This is a genomic window from Micromonospora sp. WMMA1976 (assembly GCF_027497335.1).
In the GTDB taxonomy this organism is placed as follows: domain Bacteria; phylum Actinomycetota; class Actinomycetes; order Mycobacteriales; family Micromonosporaceae; genus Micromonospora; species Micromonospora aurantiaca.
Map to the genome: position 1 here is coordinate 1,413,059 of NZ_CP114912.1, position 15,139 is coordinate 1,428,197.

Annotated in this window: 17 protein-coding genes; 6 read left to right on the forward strand and 11 right to left on the reverse strand. The window is 74.6% G+C overall.

Annotated elements, in window-relative coordinates:
- Window position 1: 1 nt before the first annotated feature.
- Together O7546_RS06705 and O7546_RS06710 are read left to right on the forward strand one after the other, a co-directional pair.
- Window positions 2-1,036: an ABC transporter ATP-binding protein gene (locus tag O7546_RS06705; protein ID WP_194803281.1), complete on the forward strand. Its 1,035-nt coding sequence runs from the start codon at window positions 2-4 to the stop codon at window positions 1,034-1,036.
- Window positions 1,036-1,761 carry an ABC transporter ATP-binding protein gene (locus O7546_RS06710; RefSeq protein ID WP_194803280.1) on the forward strand — a complete coding sequence of 242 codons (726 nt, stop codon included), beginning with the start codon at window positions 1,036-1,038 and terminating at the stop codon, window positions 1,759-1,761. The genes O7546_RS06705 and O7546_RS06710 overlap by 1 nt, the downstream gene beginning before the upstream one ends.
- A 67-nt stretch (window positions 1,762-1,828) precedes the next feature.
- On the opposite strand, the gene O7546_RS06715 is transcribed toward O7546_RS06710, so the two are convergent.
- On the reverse strand, window positions 1,829-2,281 hold the full coding sequence (locus O7546_RS06715; RefSeq protein ID WP_194803279.1) for a GNAT family N-acetyltransferase: 453 nt from the start codon (window positions 2,279-2,281) through the stop codon (window positions 1,829-1,831).
- A 93-nt stretch (window positions 2,282-2,374) separates the two neighbouring features.
- Window positions 2,375-3,523 carry a helix-turn-helix domain-containing protein gene (locus tag O7546_RS06720; RefSeq protein ID WP_194803278.1) on the reverse strand — a complete coding sequence of 383 codons (1,149 nt, stop codon included), beginning with the start codon at window positions 3,521-3,523 and terminating at the stop codon, window positions 2,375-2,377.
- A 172-nt stretch (window positions 3,524-3,695) separates the two neighbouring features.
- On the opposite strand from O7546_RS06720, the gene O7546_RS06725 reads away from it, so the two are divergent.
- Window positions 3,696-4,967, forward strand: a complete 1,272-nt coding sequence (locus tag O7546_RS06725) for a YncE family protein (protein WP_269696375.1) — start codon at window positions 3,696-3,698, stop codon at window positions 4,965-4,967.
- Window positions 4,968-5,066: 99 nt separating this feature from the next.
- Here O7546_RS06725 and O7546_RS06730 read toward each other — a convergent pair whose 3' ends face one another.
- Together O7546_RS06730 and O7546_RS06735 are read right to left on the reverse strand one after the other, a co-directional pair.
- Window positions 5,067-6,656, reverse strand: coding sequence for an alpha/beta hydrolase (locus O7546_RS06730; RefSeq protein ID WP_269696376.1), 1,590 nt, complete (start codon window positions 6,654-6,656; stop codon window positions 5,067-5,069).
- A 34-nt stretch (window positions 6,657-6,690) separates the two neighbouring features.
- Window positions 6,691-7,803: an ATP-dependent DNA ligase gene (locus tag O7546_RS06735; protein WP_269696377.1), complete on the reverse strand. Its 1,113-nt coding sequence runs from the start codon at window positions 7,801-7,803 to the stop codon at window positions 6,691-6,693.
- A gap of 136 nt (window positions 7,804-7,939) precedes the next feature.
- On the opposite strand from O7546_RS06735, the gene O7546_RS06740 reads away from it, so the two are divergent.
- Entirely contained in the window at window positions 7,940-8,152 is a 213-nt protein-coding gene (locus O7546_RS06740) for a hypothetical protein (protein WP_194803274.1), read from the forward strand.
- Between the two features lie 193 nt (window positions 8,153-8,345).
- Window positions 8,346-8,768: an SRPBCC family protein gene (locus tag O7546_RS06745; RefSeq protein WP_194803273.1), complete on the forward strand. Its 423-nt coding sequence runs from the start codon at window positions 8,346-8,348 to the stop codon at window positions 8,766-8,768.
- On the opposite strand, the gene O7546_RS06750 is transcribed toward O7546_RS06745, so the two are convergent.
- A complete protein-coding gene (locus O7546_RS06750) occupies window positions 8,743-9,231 on the reverse strand; it encodes a GNAT family N-acetyltransferase (RefSeq protein WP_194803272.1) in 489 nt (162 codons plus the stop codon). The two genes, O7546_RS06745 and O7546_RS06750, sit on opposite strands and share 26 nt — an antisense overlap.
- Before the next feature lie 55 nt (window positions 9,232-9,286).
- Between O7546_RS06750 and O7546_RS06755 the strand changes: the two genes are divergently transcribed.
- Window positions 9,287-9,808, forward strand: coding sequence for a DUF1990 domain-containing protein (locus O7546_RS06755; protein ID WP_194803271.1), 522 nt, complete (start codon window positions 9,287-9,289; stop codon window positions 9,806-9,808).
- A 4-nt stretch (window positions 9,809-9,812) separates the two neighbouring features.
- Here O7546_RS06755 and O7546_RS06760 read toward each other — a convergent pair whose 3' ends face one another.
- The 6 genes from O7546_RS06760 to O7546_RS06785 form a co-directional block, all read right to left on the reverse strand.
- Window positions 9,813-10,727 carry a DNA-3-methyladenine glycosylase 2 family protein gene (locus tag O7546_RS06760; protein ID WP_194803270.1) on the reverse strand — a complete coding sequence of 305 codons (915 nt, stop codon included), beginning with the start codon at window positions 10,725-10,727 and terminating at the stop codon, window positions 9,813-9,815.
- A 148-nt stretch (window positions 10,728-10,875) separates the two neighbouring features.
- Window positions 10,876-11,529 (reverse strand): lipoprotein, encoded by a 654-nt coding sequence (locus tag O7546_RS06765; protein ID WP_047893130.1) that lies wholly within the window; start codon window positions 11,527-11,529, stop codon window positions 10,876-10,878.
- Between the two features lie 203 nt (window positions 11,530-11,732).
- Window positions 11,733-12,509: a zf-HC2 domain-containing protein gene (locus O7546_RS06770; RefSeq protein ID WP_194803269.1), complete on the reverse strand. Its 777-nt coding sequence runs from the start codon at window positions 12,507-12,509 to the stop codon at window positions 11,733-11,735.
- Complete coding sequence (locus O7546_RS06775; RefSeq protein ID WP_047893132.1) at window positions 12,506-13,204, reverse strand: sigma-70 family RNA polymerase sigma factor; 699 nt, start codon at window positions 13,202-13,204, stop codon at window positions 12,506-12,508. Before O7546_RS06775 ends, O7546_RS06770 begins: the two co-directional genes overlap by 4 nt.
- Before the next feature lie 82 nt (window positions 13,205-13,286).
- Window positions 13,287-14,144 carry a fused MFS/spermidine synthase gene (locus tag O7546_RS06780; RefSeq protein ID WP_194803268.1) on the reverse strand — a complete coding sequence of 286 codons (858 nt, stop codon included), beginning with the start codon at window positions 14,142-14,144 and terminating at the stop codon, window positions 13,287-13,289.
- A complete protein-coding gene (locus tag O7546_RS06785; RefSeq protein WP_281600608.1) occupies window positions 14,144-15,115 on the reverse strand; it encodes a hypothetical protein in 972 nt (323 codons plus the stop codon). Before O7546_RS06785 ends, O7546_RS06780 begins: the two co-directional genes overlap by 1 nt.
- Window positions 15,116-15,139: the final 24 nt, after the last annotated feature.

Genomic DNA, 15,139 nt, shown 5'->3' on the forward strand with positions numbered 1-15,139 from the left:
CATGACCGCGACCGCTTCCGGCCACCCGGGCCCGGCGCGTCTCACGCCGCGTGACGAACCGTCGTCTGCCGTACCGGACCTGGCGTCGCTGCAACAGCGGGCCGCCCAGCGGGCCGCCGAACGGGCCGGTGGGCGCGACCGGCTGCGCGGGCACATCGTCTGCGACGGCCTGGTGCGCATCTTCAAGACCGAGGGCGTCGAGGTCGTCGCGCTCCAGGGCCTCGACCTGGTCATCGACCGGGGTGAGCTGGTCGCGATCGTCGGCGCGTCCGGCTCCGGCAAGTCGACGCTGCTGAACATCCTGTCCGGGCTGGACACCCCGACCGCCGGCATCGCCCGGGTCGCCGACTACGACCTGCTGTCGCTGTCGAACAAGCGGCGGCTCGCGTACCGGCGGGACGTGGTCGGGTTCATCTGGCAGCAGACCGGCCGCAACCTGCTGCCGTATCTGACCGCGCTGGAGAACGTGGAACTGCCGATGAAGCTGGCCGGGCGGGCCGGCGGGGGACGCAACCGGCGGGAACGGGCCCGTGAGCTGCTGGACATGGTGGGCGTCGGCTACTGCGCGGACCGCCGGCCGGGCCAGATGAGCGGCGGCGAGCAGCAGCGCTGCGCGGTCGCCGTGGCGGTCGCCAACGACCCGGAGATCCTCTTCGCCGACGAGCCGACAGGTGAGCTGGACGAGGCCACCGGCGCCGAGGTCTTCGCCGCGCTGCGCACCATCAACGCCGAACTGGGGGTCACCATCGTGGTGGTCACCCACGACCACGCCGTGGCCGGCCAGGTCCGCCGTACCGTCGCGATCCGCGACGGCCGCACCGCCTCCGAGGTACGCCGGACCGCGCGCGTCACCGCCGACGGCGGCACCGAGATGGTCAGCGAGGAGTACGCGGTGCTCGACCGCACCGGCCGGATGCAACTGCCGGCGCAGTTCGTGGAGGCGCTGTCCCTGCGCGACCGGGTCCGGCTCAACCTGGAACCCGACCACGTCGAGGTGCGCCCCGGCGACCGGACGCACGCCGAGGAGAGTGAGTGATGACCGACCAGACAGTGGTGCTGCCGGCGGAGCCGGGGACGGCCGTCGACGACGTGGTCCGGGTCGAGGGGGTGAGCCGCACCTTCGGCAAGGGGGAGCACGCCGTGCACGCCGTACGGGACGTCTCGTTCACTGCCGGACGCGGCGAGCTGGTCGCCGTCCGGGGCCGCTCCGGCGCCGGCAAGACCACGCTGCTGAACCTGGTCGGCGGCCTGGACCGGCCGGACGCCGGGCGGATCCGGGTGGCCGGGCACGACGTCACCGCCGCGGGTGAGCGGGAGCTGCTGTCGCTGCGCCGGGGCACCATCGGGTTCGTGTTCCAGACGTTCGGCCTGGTGCCGATCCTGTCCGCGGCGGAGAACGTCGGGGTGCCGCTGCGGCTGGCGAAGGTGCCGGCGGCCGAGCGGGAGCAGCGGGTGGCGGTGCTGCTGGAACTCGTCGGGCTGGGTGGGCACGCGGCGCAGCGCCCGTACGAGCTGTCCGGCGGCCAGCAGCAGCGGGTGGCGGTGGCCCGGGCGCTGGCGAACGAGCCGGACCTGCTGATCGCCGACGAGCCGACCGGTCAGCTCGACTCCGAGACCGGGCGGTCGATCATGGACCTGCTGCGCGCTGTGGTGCACGCCCGGGGCATGACCGCACTGGTCGCCACGCACGACCCGGCGCTGATCGAGCTGGCCGACCGTACGCTCACACTGCGCGACGGCCGGCTGATGTCGGAGGACTGATCCGGGTGCCGGGCCGCGCGCCTTCGGGCGGCGGCCCGGTGCCGGGTTGCGGCGGGTCGCGCCCGGGTCAGAGCGCCAGCTTCATGCCCTCGTGGCTGGCCACGAAGCCCAGGTCACGGTAGAACCGGTGCGCGTCGGCGCGCTGCTTGTCGGTGGTGAGCTGCACCAGCGCGCAGCCGTGCTCCCGGGCCCGGTCGATCGCCCAGCGCATCATCGTCCCGCCGAGCCCTCGGCCGCGCCGGTCGGAGCGCACCCGCACCGACTCGATCAGGCAGCGTTCGGCGCCGTGCCGGCCCAGTCCGGGGATGTACGTGAGCTGGAAACAGCCCACCAGTTCCCCGCCGTCGTCGGCCACGATCAGATGGTTTCGCGGGTCCGCGTCGAGGTCGGCGAAGGCCCGCTCGTACGCCTCGTCCACCTCGGGCAGGTCGCGGGTGCGGCCCAGCACGTCGTCGGCGAGCAGCGCGAGCACGGCGGGCAGGTCGGCGCGAACCGCCTCCCGGAAGATCACCTCGGTCACCGGGCCAGCCTGGCACATCGCCGCGCGCCGGTGCGGCCCGGGCGGCGTCCCGACGCCTCGCCCGGTCGTGCCGTCCGGTTGCGCCGTCCGTGGTCAGCGGTCGTCCAGCCAGCTGCGCAGCGCCCACCACCAGTGCACGGTCTCCGGCACCGTGCACCGCGCCCCCTCCTCGACCGGCGGCCCGCCGGTCAGCTCCCGCAGCCGCCGCAGCCGGTAGCGCACCGTGTTCGGGTGGACGTGCAGCTCGGCGGCCGTCTGGTCCAGCCGCTGGCCGTGGTGCAGCCAGGCGAGCGCGGTGCCCGCCAGCTCCCGGTGGAACTCGTCGGCCGGGTCGAGCGCGCCGAGCAGCGTGCCGCGCAGCAGCTCGGCCAGCAGCGGCTGGGCGGCGAGCGCGGTCTCCCCGGCCAGGTCGGTGACCTGACGCAGCCCGCGCAGCCGCCGGTTCGCCGCCGTGGCGAGGGCCGCCACGCAGAGCGCGTACATGTCCGGGGCCCGCGCCAGTGGCTGCGCGGGCGCCACAAGCGTCAGCAGGTCGGCCGGTACGGCGTCGGGCGGTCGCGGCAGCAGCCCGGCCAGCCGGTCCCCGACCGTGCCGAGCAGGCCGCCCCGCGCGGTGAGCTGCCGGTGCAGCGCGTACGCCCGGACCGGGTCCGGTGGCGCGGCAACCAGGCAGTGATAGCGCCCGTCCGGCCGCAGCCCGAACCGGGTCAGCTCGGCCGGGGACAGGCCCGCGGGGCCGTCGCGCAGCAACCGCCGCAGCAGGTGCGCCCGAGCCGCCGCGCCGGTACCGGCCAGCTCCCGCTCAGCGCCGCGGTGCCCGTCGACCACCGCCCGCTCCACCGCCGCGGCATACCGGCCGATGGTGAGCAGCCCTTCCAGCAGCACCTCGTCCGGGATGCCGGCGGCCCGCCCGTGCCGGACCACCAGCTCCACCGCGCGGTCCCGCCCGGCCTGCACCCCGCGCAGCAGCCCGGCCACCGAGACGCCCTGCGCGGCCCGGTCCGCGCCCAGCCGGCGGGCCTCGGCGAAGTCGCGTCCGGCCGGGTCCTCACGGCGTTCCAGCGCGCCCAGGCCGCTCGTCAGCAGCAGCACGACCTGGCGGCGTACCTCGTCGGCCGGCAGCCGGGCCACCTCGGGGGAGTCCGCGCGGGCCGCCCGCGCCACCTCGTCGACGGCGGCCGGATCGGCGGACAGGTCGCGCAGCAGCGCGCCGAACGTCGGGGCCTGTCCGATCCGGGTCATCGGCGTCCGCCGCCCTCCGGTTGTCGACGCGGCACAACCGGGCCGCGCGGGCGTTGGCGTCGGGTCCCTAGCCCGGGCGGGCGGCCGGTTGCTCTCCTGGTTGTTACCGCAAGGTAACACCGCTCGCGCCACTGAGAAACGTCGATGTCGTACCGGCTGCCAGGAGGCATCCATGACACCCGTGCCACAGCACCCGTCCCGTACCCGCCGCCGTGCCGGCCTGGCCGTGCTGGCCGCGCTCGCCCTGGTCGCGCCGACGCCGCTCGTGACCGCGCCCGCGCCGGCCGCCGCCGCAGCGCTCCAGGAGGTGATGTTCGTCGGCAACAACTGGGACGGCACCGCCGACGTGATCCGGTCCCGCGGCGACTACGCCAGGCTCGGCCGGATCAACGTGATCCCGGACCGCGCCGCGCGGCTGCGCGAGATCTACCTCAACCCGATCAAGCTGGCGTTCTTCCTCGGCATCCGGCAGGGCCCGGGGGAGGGCCACGACCAGCTCATCGACGACATGTACACCACGCCGGACGGCACCGCGCTCGTGGTGTCCCGGCCCAGCTTCGCCGACGTCGTCTCGATCGACCTGGCCACCGGCGCGCTGCGCTGGCGGTTCCCGGTCTCCGGTTACCGCGCCGACCACATGGCCGTCTCGCCGGACGGCACCCGCGTCGCGGTCTCCGCCTCCACCTCCAACACGGTGCACGTGCTGGACATCCGCACCGGTGCGCAACTCGGCTCGTTCGGCGCCGGTGACAAGCCGCACGAGAACATCTACACCGACGGCGGCACCCGGCTGTGGAACATGTCCATCGGCGAGGTGAACACCGACCTGGACGCGCCGTGGCTCGACTGGACCAAGGGCGACCGGCGGATCACCGTCGCCGACACCAGCACGTACCAGGTGGTCAAGGTGATCGACATGCGGGACCGGCTGGACGCCGCCGGCCGCCGGGACCTCTCCGACGCGGTCCGTCCCGCCGTGTTCACCCCCGACGGCAGCCGGCTCTACTTCCAGGTGTCCTTCTTCAACGGCGTCGTCGAGTACGACGTGGCCACCGACCGGGTCACCCGCGTCGCCACGCTGCCGAAGAACCCGGCCACCAGCGAGGACCGCACCACCTGGGTCAACGACTCCCGCCACCACGGCCTGTCGATGAGCCCCGACGGCACCCGGATCTGCGTCGCCGGCACCGTGGACGACTACGCCACGGTGCTGGACCGGGCCACGCTGCGCGAGGGGCCGCTGGTGCCGGCGAGCAAGCCGTACTGGGCCACCGTCAGCGGGGACGGCCGGGACTGCGTGATCTCCGAATCCGGCGCGGACCAGGTCACCGCGATCAACTTCGCGACCGGCCAGAAGGTCGCGAGCGTCCCGGTCGGCGACCACCCCCAGCGGGTGCGCATCGGGCACATCCCGGAGGGCTGGACGCCCCCGGCCGCCGGCTGACCGGGCCGCCGGTCTGCGGCACCCCGGGCGCCGTCGATCGGCGGCGCCCGGCGGGCCTGGGCCGCAGCCGACATCCGGACCCCTTCGCCGGACGGACCGTCACCGGGCGGGGCAGCGCAGCCCCTCCCGGGGGACGGTGAGCGAGATCAGGTACGCGTCGACCGCCGAGGTCACGCACGACGTCTGCGGGTAGGCGGTGTGCCCCTCGCCCTCCCAGGTCAGCACCCGCCCCACACCGAGCATCGACGCGAGCGCCGGCGTCTGCTCGTACGGCGTGGCCGGGTCACCGGTGGTGCCGACGACCAGGATCGGCGGCGCGCCGTTCGCCCGGCCGGTCGGGTACGGATCCCGCTCGCCGGGCCACTCCACGCAGCCCAGCATGCCCACCGCCAGCGCGGGGCCGAACAGCGGGTACTTCTGCCGCCACTGCGACTGCAACGAGCGGACCTGCTCACGGGACGGCTTCTCGGTCTCGTCGGCGCAGTTGACAGCCAGGTTGGCGTCGAACAGGTTGGAGTAGTGCCCGTCCGGCTCGCGGCCCGCGTACGAGTCGGCCAGCTTGAACACGCCGTCCGGGTCACCGCCCTGCAGGTCGTCGATCGACCGGGCCAGCTCCTGCCAGCCCTGCTCGGTGTAGAGCGACGAGATCACCGCGTAGAAGACCCAGCCGGCGGTGGCCTTGCGGCCGTCCTGCGCGCGGACCGGGGAGACCTTCGCCTTGGCGATCGCGTCGGTGACCGCGCCCCGGGCGTCCGGGGCGATCGGGCAGCGGCCGGCGTTCGCCGCGCACCAGTCGGCGAAGTTGTCGAACGCCCGCTCGAAGCCCTTCGCCTGGCTCTCCGACCCGGCGATCAGCTTCTGCTGCGGGTCGACCGCGCCGTCGAGCACCAGGGCGCGCACCCGCTGCGGGTAGAGCTGCGCGTAGGTCGCGCCGAGCAGCGTGCCGTACGAGTAGCCGAGATAGGTCAGCTTGTCGTCACCGACCGCCGCGCGGACCGCGTCCATGTCCCGCGCGGCCTGCTCGGTGCCGTAGAGCGGGAGCTGGTCGCCGTACTTCGCGCCGCACCGCTCGCCGATGCGCCGGTTGAGCCCGACGAAGCCGTCGAACGACGACTGGCTCTCCGGGTCGGGGTCGTAGCCGAAGCTGGCGTCCAGGTCGGCGTCGGAGATGCACTTGACCGGGCTGGACCGGGCCACCCCGCGCGGGTCGAAGCCGACGATGTCGAACCGGTCGGTGATCGCCGTCGGCAGGCCGCCGAACGCCGGGCCGAAGGACAGGTAGACGGCGGTGTCGACGCCGGACGCGCCGGGACCGCCCGGGTTGATCACCAGTGAGCCGATCCGGTCGCGCTGCTTGGTCGAGCGGGCCCGGATCAGCGCGATCTCGAACGTCTCACCGGCGCCCGGCCCGGCGGTCGCGCCGGTGGTGGCCCCGGTGCCCCAGTTGCGTGGCACCGCGATCCGGGCGCAGTCGTAGCGCATGTCCGCCGCGCCCCGGCCGACCAGCTCGTCGGGCACCTCCGGGCAGGCCCGCCACTCCGGTGCGGTACCCGGCGGGGCGGCCTCGCCCTCGCTCTCGGCGCGCGGGGCGAACGCCGGCAGCGTGCAGCCGGCGGTGAGCACCACCGCCGCGACGAACGCGGCCAGGACGGGCCGGAACCGGCGGGTCCGGTCGGGTAAGCGGGTCACGTGGGCGCCCTCCATGATCGTGTCGACCGTCAGGCTACGCCCGGCCGCGGGTGTCACCGACCGTCGCCGCCGGATCGCCGCGCAGCACCTCGTCGACGTCGTAACGGATCGGGCGGTCGAGCTGGCCGTAGTCGCAGGAGCGGGGATCACGGTCGGGACGCCAGCGCAGGAACCGGGCGGTGTGCCGCAGCCGGTCGCCCTCCATCGCGTCGTACGCCACCTCGACCACCAGCGCCGGGCGTAGCGGCTCCCACTCCAGGTTCTTGCCGCCGGTCCACCGGCTCACCCCGCCCGGGATGCGCTGACCCCGCTCGTGGTCGCCGTGCACCCACGGGTGCTCGCCGCCGACGTCGCGGTAGGGCTCCAGCTCGTCGAGCAGCTCCTTGCGGCGGGCCATCGTGAACGAGGAGCTGACGCCGATGTGGTGCAGCACGCCGTCGTCGTCGTAGAGGCCGAGCAGCAGCGAGCCGACCACCGGCCCGGACTTGTGCCAGCGGAAACCGGCCACCACCGCGTCCATCGTGCGGGCGTGCTTGACCTTGGACATGAGCCGCTTGCCCGGCTCGTACGGCAGGTCGGCCGGCTTGACGATCAGCCCGTCGAGCCCGGCGCCCTCGAACACGTCGAACCAGCGGCGGGCCGTCTCCGGGTCGGTGGTCACCTGGGTCACGTGCACCGGCGGGCGCACCCCGGACAACGCCTGCTCCAGCCGCTCCCGCCGCTGCGGATAGGGCTGGTCGATGAGCAGCTCGTCGTCGATCGCCAGCAGGTCGAACGCGACGAAGTCGGCCGGGGTGGTCTCGGCCAGCAGCTTCACCCGGGAGGCGGCCGGATGGATGCGCTGGGCCAGCAGCTCGAAGTCGAGCCGCGGGTGCCCGCCCGGGCCGTCGCGCCGGATCACAATCAGCTCGCCGTCGACCGCGCAGCGGGCCGGGAGCTGCCGGCGGGCCTGCTCGACCACCTCGGGGAAGTAGCGCGTCATCGACTTTCCGCCCCGGCTGGCCAGCTCGACCTCGTCGCCGTCACGGAACACGATGCAGCGGAAGCCGTCCCACTTCGGCTCGTAGGTCAGGCCGGCATCGCTGGGCAACTCGGCCACGCTCTTGGCGAGCATCGGCTCGACCGGAGGGTTGATCGGCAGGTCCACGGCGACCAGTCAACCAGACCCCACCGACAGTGGTGGCGCAGATCACCGCCGGTGGCCGGGCGGCGTGTCCCGTACCGGTCGCGTTCGTCACCGCCGCCCGAATGGTGAAACCGCAGGCCAGAGCTACCGTCGCGGCGTGCCGGAGTGGAGTTGCGGATGCTGTGGGCGCTGGCGGGTCAGCGTCGAGTTGATCCGCGGCCGCTACCGCTACCGGCTGGCGCACCGCTATCCGCCCGAGCACGGCGGCGGCGTGAACGTCCTCGGCGAGGTCGGCTCGGTCACCGAGCTGGAGCGCCTGCTGAAGCGCTACGCCCCGGTCACCCTGGCCGACCTCCACGAAGCCGCCTGACCCTCCGGCCGGCCGGCGAACCGCCGATCTTGGAGTTGTGGCACCTCGCAAATCCCGCCGAACGGACATCCTGGGCGCCACAACTCCAAGATCGACGCGAGCGGGCGAGCGGGGCGAGGGGCGGCGGGTGGGGCGGCGCGGGAGCGGAGCGCGGGCATAGCCTGGGGGGACCGTCCACGGGGGAGGAACGCCGATGCGGTTCACCGAGTCCGTCGAGATCGCCGCCGACGTCGAGCGGGTCTGGGCGGTGCAGAGCGACGTCGAACGTTGGCCCGAGTGGACGCCGTCGGTCACCGCCGCCCGTCGGCTGGAGCCCGGTCCGCTGCTCCTCGGCTCGACGGCCCGGCTGGAGCAGCCCCGGCTGCGCCCGGCCGTGTGGCGGGTCGTGGAGATCTATCCGCCGTACTCGTTCGCCTGGGAGTCGGCGAGCCCCGGCGTGCGCACCCGGGGTGAGCACCGGCTGATCCCGCTGGAGGACGGGCGCACCCGGGCCGAGCTGATCCTGGCGCAGACCGGTCCGCTGGCCTGGCTGATCGGACTGCTCGGCGGCTCCACCATGCGCCGCTACCTGCGGCAGGAGGCGGACGGGCTCAGGCGCCGCTGTGAGCGGGACTGACCGTCTTCTCCAGCACGGCGAGGCGGTTGCCGTTCTCGTCCGGGCGGTGCGCCACCACCCGGTAGCCGCGGCCCGCGTACAGGGACAGGTTCGCCGCGCTGTCCGCGCCGGTGAACAGCGCGAACCGGGTCACTCGGCCGGCGCACGCCTGTTCGACGGCGTCCAGCAGCCGCCCGCCGACGCCCTGGCCCTGCTGGTCGGGGGCGACCGAGAGGCGGCCCACGTGGGCGGTCTCGCCGTCGAGGCGGGCGCGTACCGAGCCGACCAGGCGGGTGCCGCGCCGGGCGGCGAGCACCACGTCCGGCCCGGCAAGCGCCGCCCGTACCTCGTCCAGCGTCTCGGTCAGCGGCGGCAGGAACACGTCGCGGTAGCGCTGCGCCTCCACCAGGTACGCGGCACGCTGCACGGTGAGGATCTCCCCGGCGTCGGCGAGGCCGGCGGCGGCGATGGTCACGTCGGTCACCGGCTCAGCACACCACAGCGCTCCCGGGCAGCCGTACGCTGGCGGGGGTGTTCCCATGAGCGTGGAGGTGACAGGCGTGCCGGAGCTGACGTACCCGGAGGTGGGCGCGACCCGCGACGGCGCCCTGCCGGCCGGTTACCACCACCTGCGCCACCGCGTCCGGCTGCCGGACGGCGGTTTCCCGCTGGCGGCGGACGCGGTGCTGGGCTGGCGGCTGCACCGCGCCGCGGGCGTGGTGATGCGCGCGGACGCGCCGCGCGCCGCCCCCGGGGTACGTGTCACGCCGGGGGTCGGTGTCGGCCCGGTGCGGCTGTGGGGCCCGACCGAGGTGGTGTGGACGGTGGACGAGCCGGACCGGGCCGGGTTCGGCTACGGCACGCTGCCCGGGCACCCGGAGGTCGGTGAGGAGGCGTTCCTGGTGACCCGGGGCGCCGACGGAGTCTGGTTCGAGGTGACCGCGTTCAGCCGCCCGGCGCAGTGGTACGTGCGGGCCGGCGGGCCGGTCGTGACGGGTTTCCAGCGGGCGTACGCCTGGTGGCTGGGGCGGACGCTGCGGCGGCTGTGCCGGCGGCGCTGAGCGGTCAGTAGCGGGCGAAGGAGCGGATCGGGGCGCGCGGGCCGTACTTCGGCGCCTGCACGCCCGCCGCCTCCAGCAGCACGCACACCCGGCCGCGGTGCCCCCGGAACGGCTCCAGCAGCGCCAGCATCCGGGCGTCGTCGCCGCGCGGCTCCCCGGCCAGCGCCCAGGCGACGGTGTTCGGCACGTGGTAGTCGCCGACGCTCACCGCGTCCGGGTCCCCGTACGCGATGCGCACCACCTCGGCGGCGGTCCACGGCCCGATGCCGGGGAGCGCGGTGAGCCGCCGGGTGGCCTCGGCGGAGTCGGCGCAGCGTTCCAGCCGGTCCGCGACGGCCGCCGCGCGGCGCAGCGTGTCGGCGCGCCGCTGCTCGACTCCGAACGGGTGGAACACCCAGTACGGCGTGGCCGTCACGGCGGCGGGCTCCGGCGGCAGCAGCAGGGGTTGCAGCGGGCCGGGGGCGGGCTCGCGGAAGTGCCGCACGGTGGCGGCGTACGCCCGGTACGCCTCCTTGCCGGTGACCTTCTGCTCGAAGACGGCCCGCAGCAACCGGGGGAAGATCTGGCCGGTGGCCGGCATCCGCAGCCCGTGGTGCGTGTGCGCGAGGCGGGCCACCAGCGGATGCGTGGCGGCGAGCGCGGCGAACCCGGTCAGGTCGTCGCACAGTCCGGCGATCCGGTCGGCCCGCTCAACCACCCAGCCGGCGCCCGGGCCGTACCCCTCGGCGGTCAGCTCCCCCGCTTCCGGGCGCAGCGCCAGCGTGGCCGGGCCGTCCGGGGTGCGGGTGGCCCACCAGAATGTGCCGGCGGCGATCCGCGCGCACGGGTCGTACGGGCTGAACGTGAGCGCCCGCACCGACGGGGCCAGGCGGTAGCCGGCCGGCGGGCGCAGCGTACGGCGGGCGTCGGGCGAGGTCACCAGGCCACTCTGCCACGCGGCCGGGCCGTGACGCCGGGCACGCCCGGCCGGGAGGCGGGCCGATGCCGGTGCGGCCCGCCTCCCGGGGTTCACGACGGTGACCGGCCGTGCCCTCCCCGGCGGCGACCGGTCACCGTGTCCTGGTGCGTCAGTACGAGTAGTCCGAGCCGCCACCGGAGGAGCTGCCGGCCGCGGGCGGCGCGACCGCCTTGGGCGTGCCGGTCGGCAGGCAGGTCAGGTTCTTCTTGCCGTTCGGGTCGACCACGAACCAGGTGCCGCCGACGCCCTGGCCCTTCCACTGGCCGGGCTTCTTGTCGCCGATGTAGCGGTAGACCGGCCAGCCGCCGATGGTGAGCTGCCGCGTGCCGTCCTGGCGGGTGATGGTGCCGACCTTGTCGTCGGAGACGCCCTGCAGCTTCGGGTTGCCGTCGGTGAGCGACGGCGGCCAGACCTCGGCGCACTTGTCCACGCAGTTGGACTGCGGCGGGTCGTCGGAGTCCTTGTCGAACCGGTACAGCACCCAGCCGTCCTGGTCGGTGACGACGCGGCCCATCCGGGGCAGCTTCTTGCCGACCAGCTCGTCCGTGATCTTCACGTTGGCCGGGGGCGCCTTGTCCGCTACCGGCTCCTCCTCGGGAGCCGCCGACGCCTCCGGTTCGGCCGCCGCGGTGGGTTCGGCCGCGGCGACGGCGACCGGCTCGGCCGCGCCCGAGTTCGCCCCGTTGTAGCCTGCTGGGGCGCAGGCCGTAAGTGCGACCATCGCGCTCGCGACGATGACGGTCGTCCGCTTGTGGTGTGCCACGTGCCCTCCTCGTTCTTGGCAGTTCGCCGAGTAGTACGGGTGCGGCACTGTCAAGGTTGAACCGGCAACGGTGGCACATTTCACAGTGGACCGATTGAACCGATGGGCGTCCCGCTGCGTGCGTCAGCACGAGGGGGTCCGTCGGCCGGGCACGACACGACGGCGCCGGGTGGCTCAGCCACCCGGCGCCGCTTCGCGTTCGATCAGATGTCGTCCACCGTCACCAGCGTGCTGGCCACCCCGTTCGCGTCGACCGACTGCACCTGGAGCTTGTCGATGTCTCGCACCGAGGTCCACGTGGACGCGCTCAGCTGTAGCGGAAGCTGGTTCTGGTTCGTTCCGTAGCCGCCGACCGGCACCGACCAGCTGGAGATCACCTCGCTGGTGGCGTCCTTGCGGACCACCACCAGCCGGCACGTGCGCGGCCCCGGCAGGCGGCTGAGCTGCACCGCGATCTGCGTGCCGTACTCCTTGCGGGCCAGCCACATCGTGGTCTGCACGCCCGTCCCCGGGTCGGTCGCGTTGTGCTGGTCGCCCTCGATCGGCTCCCCGCCGACGCCCGGGTCGTTCGGGTTGCCCGGCTCGCCGCTCGGCGCGACGCTCGGCGCGGCCTGCGTCGGCACCGCCTGCGGCGGCGCGGGATCGTCGCCGAGCATCCCGGCGGCGACCCCGCTCAGGCCGCCGAACACCACCACTGCGGCCGCTGTCGCCAGCAACTGCCGCACCCGGGTACGACGCCGGTCCCGCCGTACCGCCACCAGCGTCCGGTCCAGCAGCGCCGGATCGGTATGCGTCTGCTCCAGCGCGGCCATCGCCTCGCCGTCGATGCCGGAGAGCAGCCCCACCACCGGGACCATCGTCTCCAGTTCCGCAGCGCAGGCCCAGCAGGTGGCCAGATGCTCCTCGAACCGCTCCGCGTCCTGCGCGTCCAGCACGCCGAGCGCGTACGCGGCGACGTCCATGTGATCGGCCCGGCTCATTCGGTCACCCCCCTCTCCTGCAGAGCCGTGCGCAGCGCGCGCAGCGCGTAGTAGACCCGCGACTTGGCGGTGCCCAGCGGAAGCCCCAGCTCCTCGGCCGCCTCCGGCACGGTGCGTCCCCGGAAGTACGTCGCCACCAGGATCTCCCGGTGCGACTGGCTCAGCGTACGCAGCGCGTCCGCGACGGTCATCGTGCGCAGCACCCGGTCGGTGCTGTCCGACTCGGCGAACATGGTGAGATCCCGGTCGTACGTCTCGGGCGGGCGGGCCTGCTCGCTGCGGTGCTCGTCGATGGCGATCCGCCGGGCCACGGTGACCAGCCACGGGCGCAGCGAGCCCTGGCCCTGCACGCCGAGCCGGTGCGCGTTACGCCACGCCCGCAGCAGCGTCTCCTGCACGATGTCCTCGGCGCGCTGCCGGTCCCCGCCGGTCAGCCGCATCACGAACATCAGCAACGGGCCGGCGTGCTCGGCGTACAGCAGGCGGATCAGCTGGTCGGAGTGGCTGGCCTCGGCGGAGGTCGCCTGGTGGCGTCCGGGAGCGGGTCGCGGCGGCACCGGGTCATTCTGGCGATCGGCGGACCGGGCGTCGACCCCCCGGCCCGAACGCGAGGCGCGCGAGTGTGGTTGTGCCCGGGCGAACATCCACTCGGGCCGCGCCACTTCGCCGTGCCAGCCGGCCGCCACCGCATGCATGCAGACCTCCGCTGTCCAATGACATCAGCCGGCCCCCCACGGGCATGGCCGCCCGGTGATACGCAGCGATCAGCCGATCGGATCAACGTTTGACGGAAAAGATTCCCGGCGGTGGGGGAGTGGAGTCGACGGCGTCCGCGTCGTGCACCACCGCCGCGCCGCCGGTGAACCGGTCCAGCTCGGCACCGGCGAGCACCCGGCCGGGGAACCAGTCGCCCGCCGCCCGCCGGGTCAGCTCCGGCACCGGCGGCTCCACCCGGGACGCCACCAGCACCAGGTTGCCGTAGCGCCGGCCGCGCAGCACCGCCGCGTCACCCACCAGGCAGGCCCGGGGCAGCACGGTCCGCACCGTCGCGACCTGGGCGCGGGCGTGCCGCAGCGGCGGGCCGTCGGCCACGTTCGCCAGGTAGCTGCCGCCGGGCGCGAGCACCCGGGCCACCTCGGCGGCGTACTCCACCGAGGTCAGGTGCGCGGGGGTACGGGCGCCGGCGAACACGTCGGCCACGATCACGTCGTACGCGCCGTCCCGGCTCGACGTCAGCGTGGCCCGCGCGTCGGCCACCCGGACCTTCAGGCGCGGATCCGACGGCCAGGGCAGCTCACGGCGGACCAGCTCCACCAGCGCGCCGTCCACCTCGGACACCCGCTGCGTCGAACCGGGCCGGGTGACCTGCACGTAGCGGGGCAGTGTGAGCGCGCCGCCACCCAGGTGCAGCACCCGCAGCGGCGTCCCGGCCGGCGCCACCAGGTCCAGCGCGGCGGCGAGCCGCCGGACGTACTCGAACTCCAGGTGCGACGGGTCGGTCAGGTCCACATGCGACTGCGGTGCGCCGTCGAGCAGCAGCGTCCAGGAGCCCGCACGGTCGGCGTCCGGCACCAGCTCGGCCCGGCCCGTGTCGACGTCGGCCACCACCCGGTCGGAGTCGCGTCGCCGGCCCATCAGCGCCGCATCCCGCGCGCCGCGGCGGTGAGCACCCGGTGCAGCAGCCGCGCATCGCCGAGCATCCCGCGCAGCCGCCGTTCCAGCCCGGCGATCGGCACCAGGTTCTGCGGGGCGCGCGGATCCTTGTACGGGGTGGAGGCGAACCGGGGCAGCGTCACCAGCGACAGGTCGGCAAGCGCGATCGCCTCCGGCACGGTCAGGTCGGCGGAGCACTCCACCCGCACGATGCCCGCCCACGGCGCGCCCGCGCGCACCGGCAGCCGCAGATACCACGACCAGCCGCCCCACGCCGTGCCCAGCCGGAACACCGGGCACCGCTCGCCCGGCGCGAGCCCGGTCACCACAGCCGTCAGCCGGGCGTCCAGGTACTGGCTGTGCTGCGTCTTGATGTACCCGAGCGTGCGCGGCAGGTTGCGCCGGCTGCGCAGCGGACCGTCCACCACCAGCAGGTCGCCGTCGGTGCGTACCGCGTCGGAGACGGCCACCTCCAGCGCGGTCAGCGGCGCCTGCACCGCCGCCGGCAGCTTGCTCAGCTCACCGGTGCCGCTCACCCGGTGCACCGGGTACCGGACCGAGCCGGCGACCACGTCCTGCGCCGACGGGCTCGCCGTGAACAGTCCCCGGCCCACCCGGGCACCGGCCATCTCGGCGGCGCCCCGGTCCAGGTCGCAGCGCACCACACCGGCCGCGTACGAGGCGGCGATGCCGGGGAACGAGCCGCCGTCCTCCTCGGCCGTCCAGACGCTGGCGTCGATCCGGCGTACCCCGTCGACGAGCAGCACCACGTCCGGTGACCGCACGTCCGCGCGGGGGCCGATCGCCCGCCAGTCGGTGGCCGGCAGCTCGACGTCGGCGTCGACCTGGGCGCTGCTCGGCGCGGCCGGCCCGGCGCCACCGGCCGCCTCGAACGACGCGCCGTACGCCGGATCCCAGGCGTCGACGAAGAACGCCGGCGACGGCCCGGTCACGCGGCGCTCCGCCGGGACGCGCCG

Excerpts from the sequence above, each read along its gene's own strand:
- O7546_RS06705 (WP_194803281.1), top strand. The coding sequence starts at position 2 with ATGACCGCGACCGCTTCCGGCCACCCGGGCCCGGCGCGTCTCACGCCG.
- O7546_RS06710 (WP_194803280.1), top strand. The coding sequence starts at position 1,036 with ATGACCGACCAGACAGTGGTGCTGCCGGCGGAGCCGGGGACGGCCGTC.
- O7546_RS06720 (WP_194803278.1), bottom strand. The coding sequence starts at position 3,523 with ATGACCCGGATCGGACAGGCCCCGACGTTCGGCGCGCTGCTGCGCGAC.
- O7546_RS06725 (WP_269696375.1), top strand. The coding sequence starts at position 3,696 with ATGACACCCGTGCCACAGCACCCGTCCCGTACCCGCCGCCGTGCCGGC.
- O7546_RS06745 (WP_194803273.1), top strand. The coding sequence starts at position 8,346 with ATGCGGTTCACCGAGTCCGTCGAGATCGCCGCCGACGTCGAGCGGGTC.
- O7546_RS06755 (WP_194803271.1), top strand. The coding sequence starts at position 9,287 with ATGAGCGTGGAGGTGACAGGCGTGCCGGAGCTGACGTACCCGGAGGTG.
- O7546_RS06770 (WP_194803269.1), bottom strand. The coding sequence starts at position 12,509 with ATGAGCCGGGCCGATCACATGGACGTCGCCGCGTACGCGCTCGGCGTG.
- O7546_RS06775 (WP_047893132.1), bottom strand. The coding sequence starts at position 13,204 with ATGCATGCGGTGGCGGCCGGCTGGCACGGCGAAGTGGCGCGGCCCGAG.
- O7546_RS06780 (WP_194803268.1), bottom strand. The coding sequence starts at position 14,144 with ATGGGCCGGCGACGCGACTCCGACCGGGTGGTGGCCGACGTCGACACG.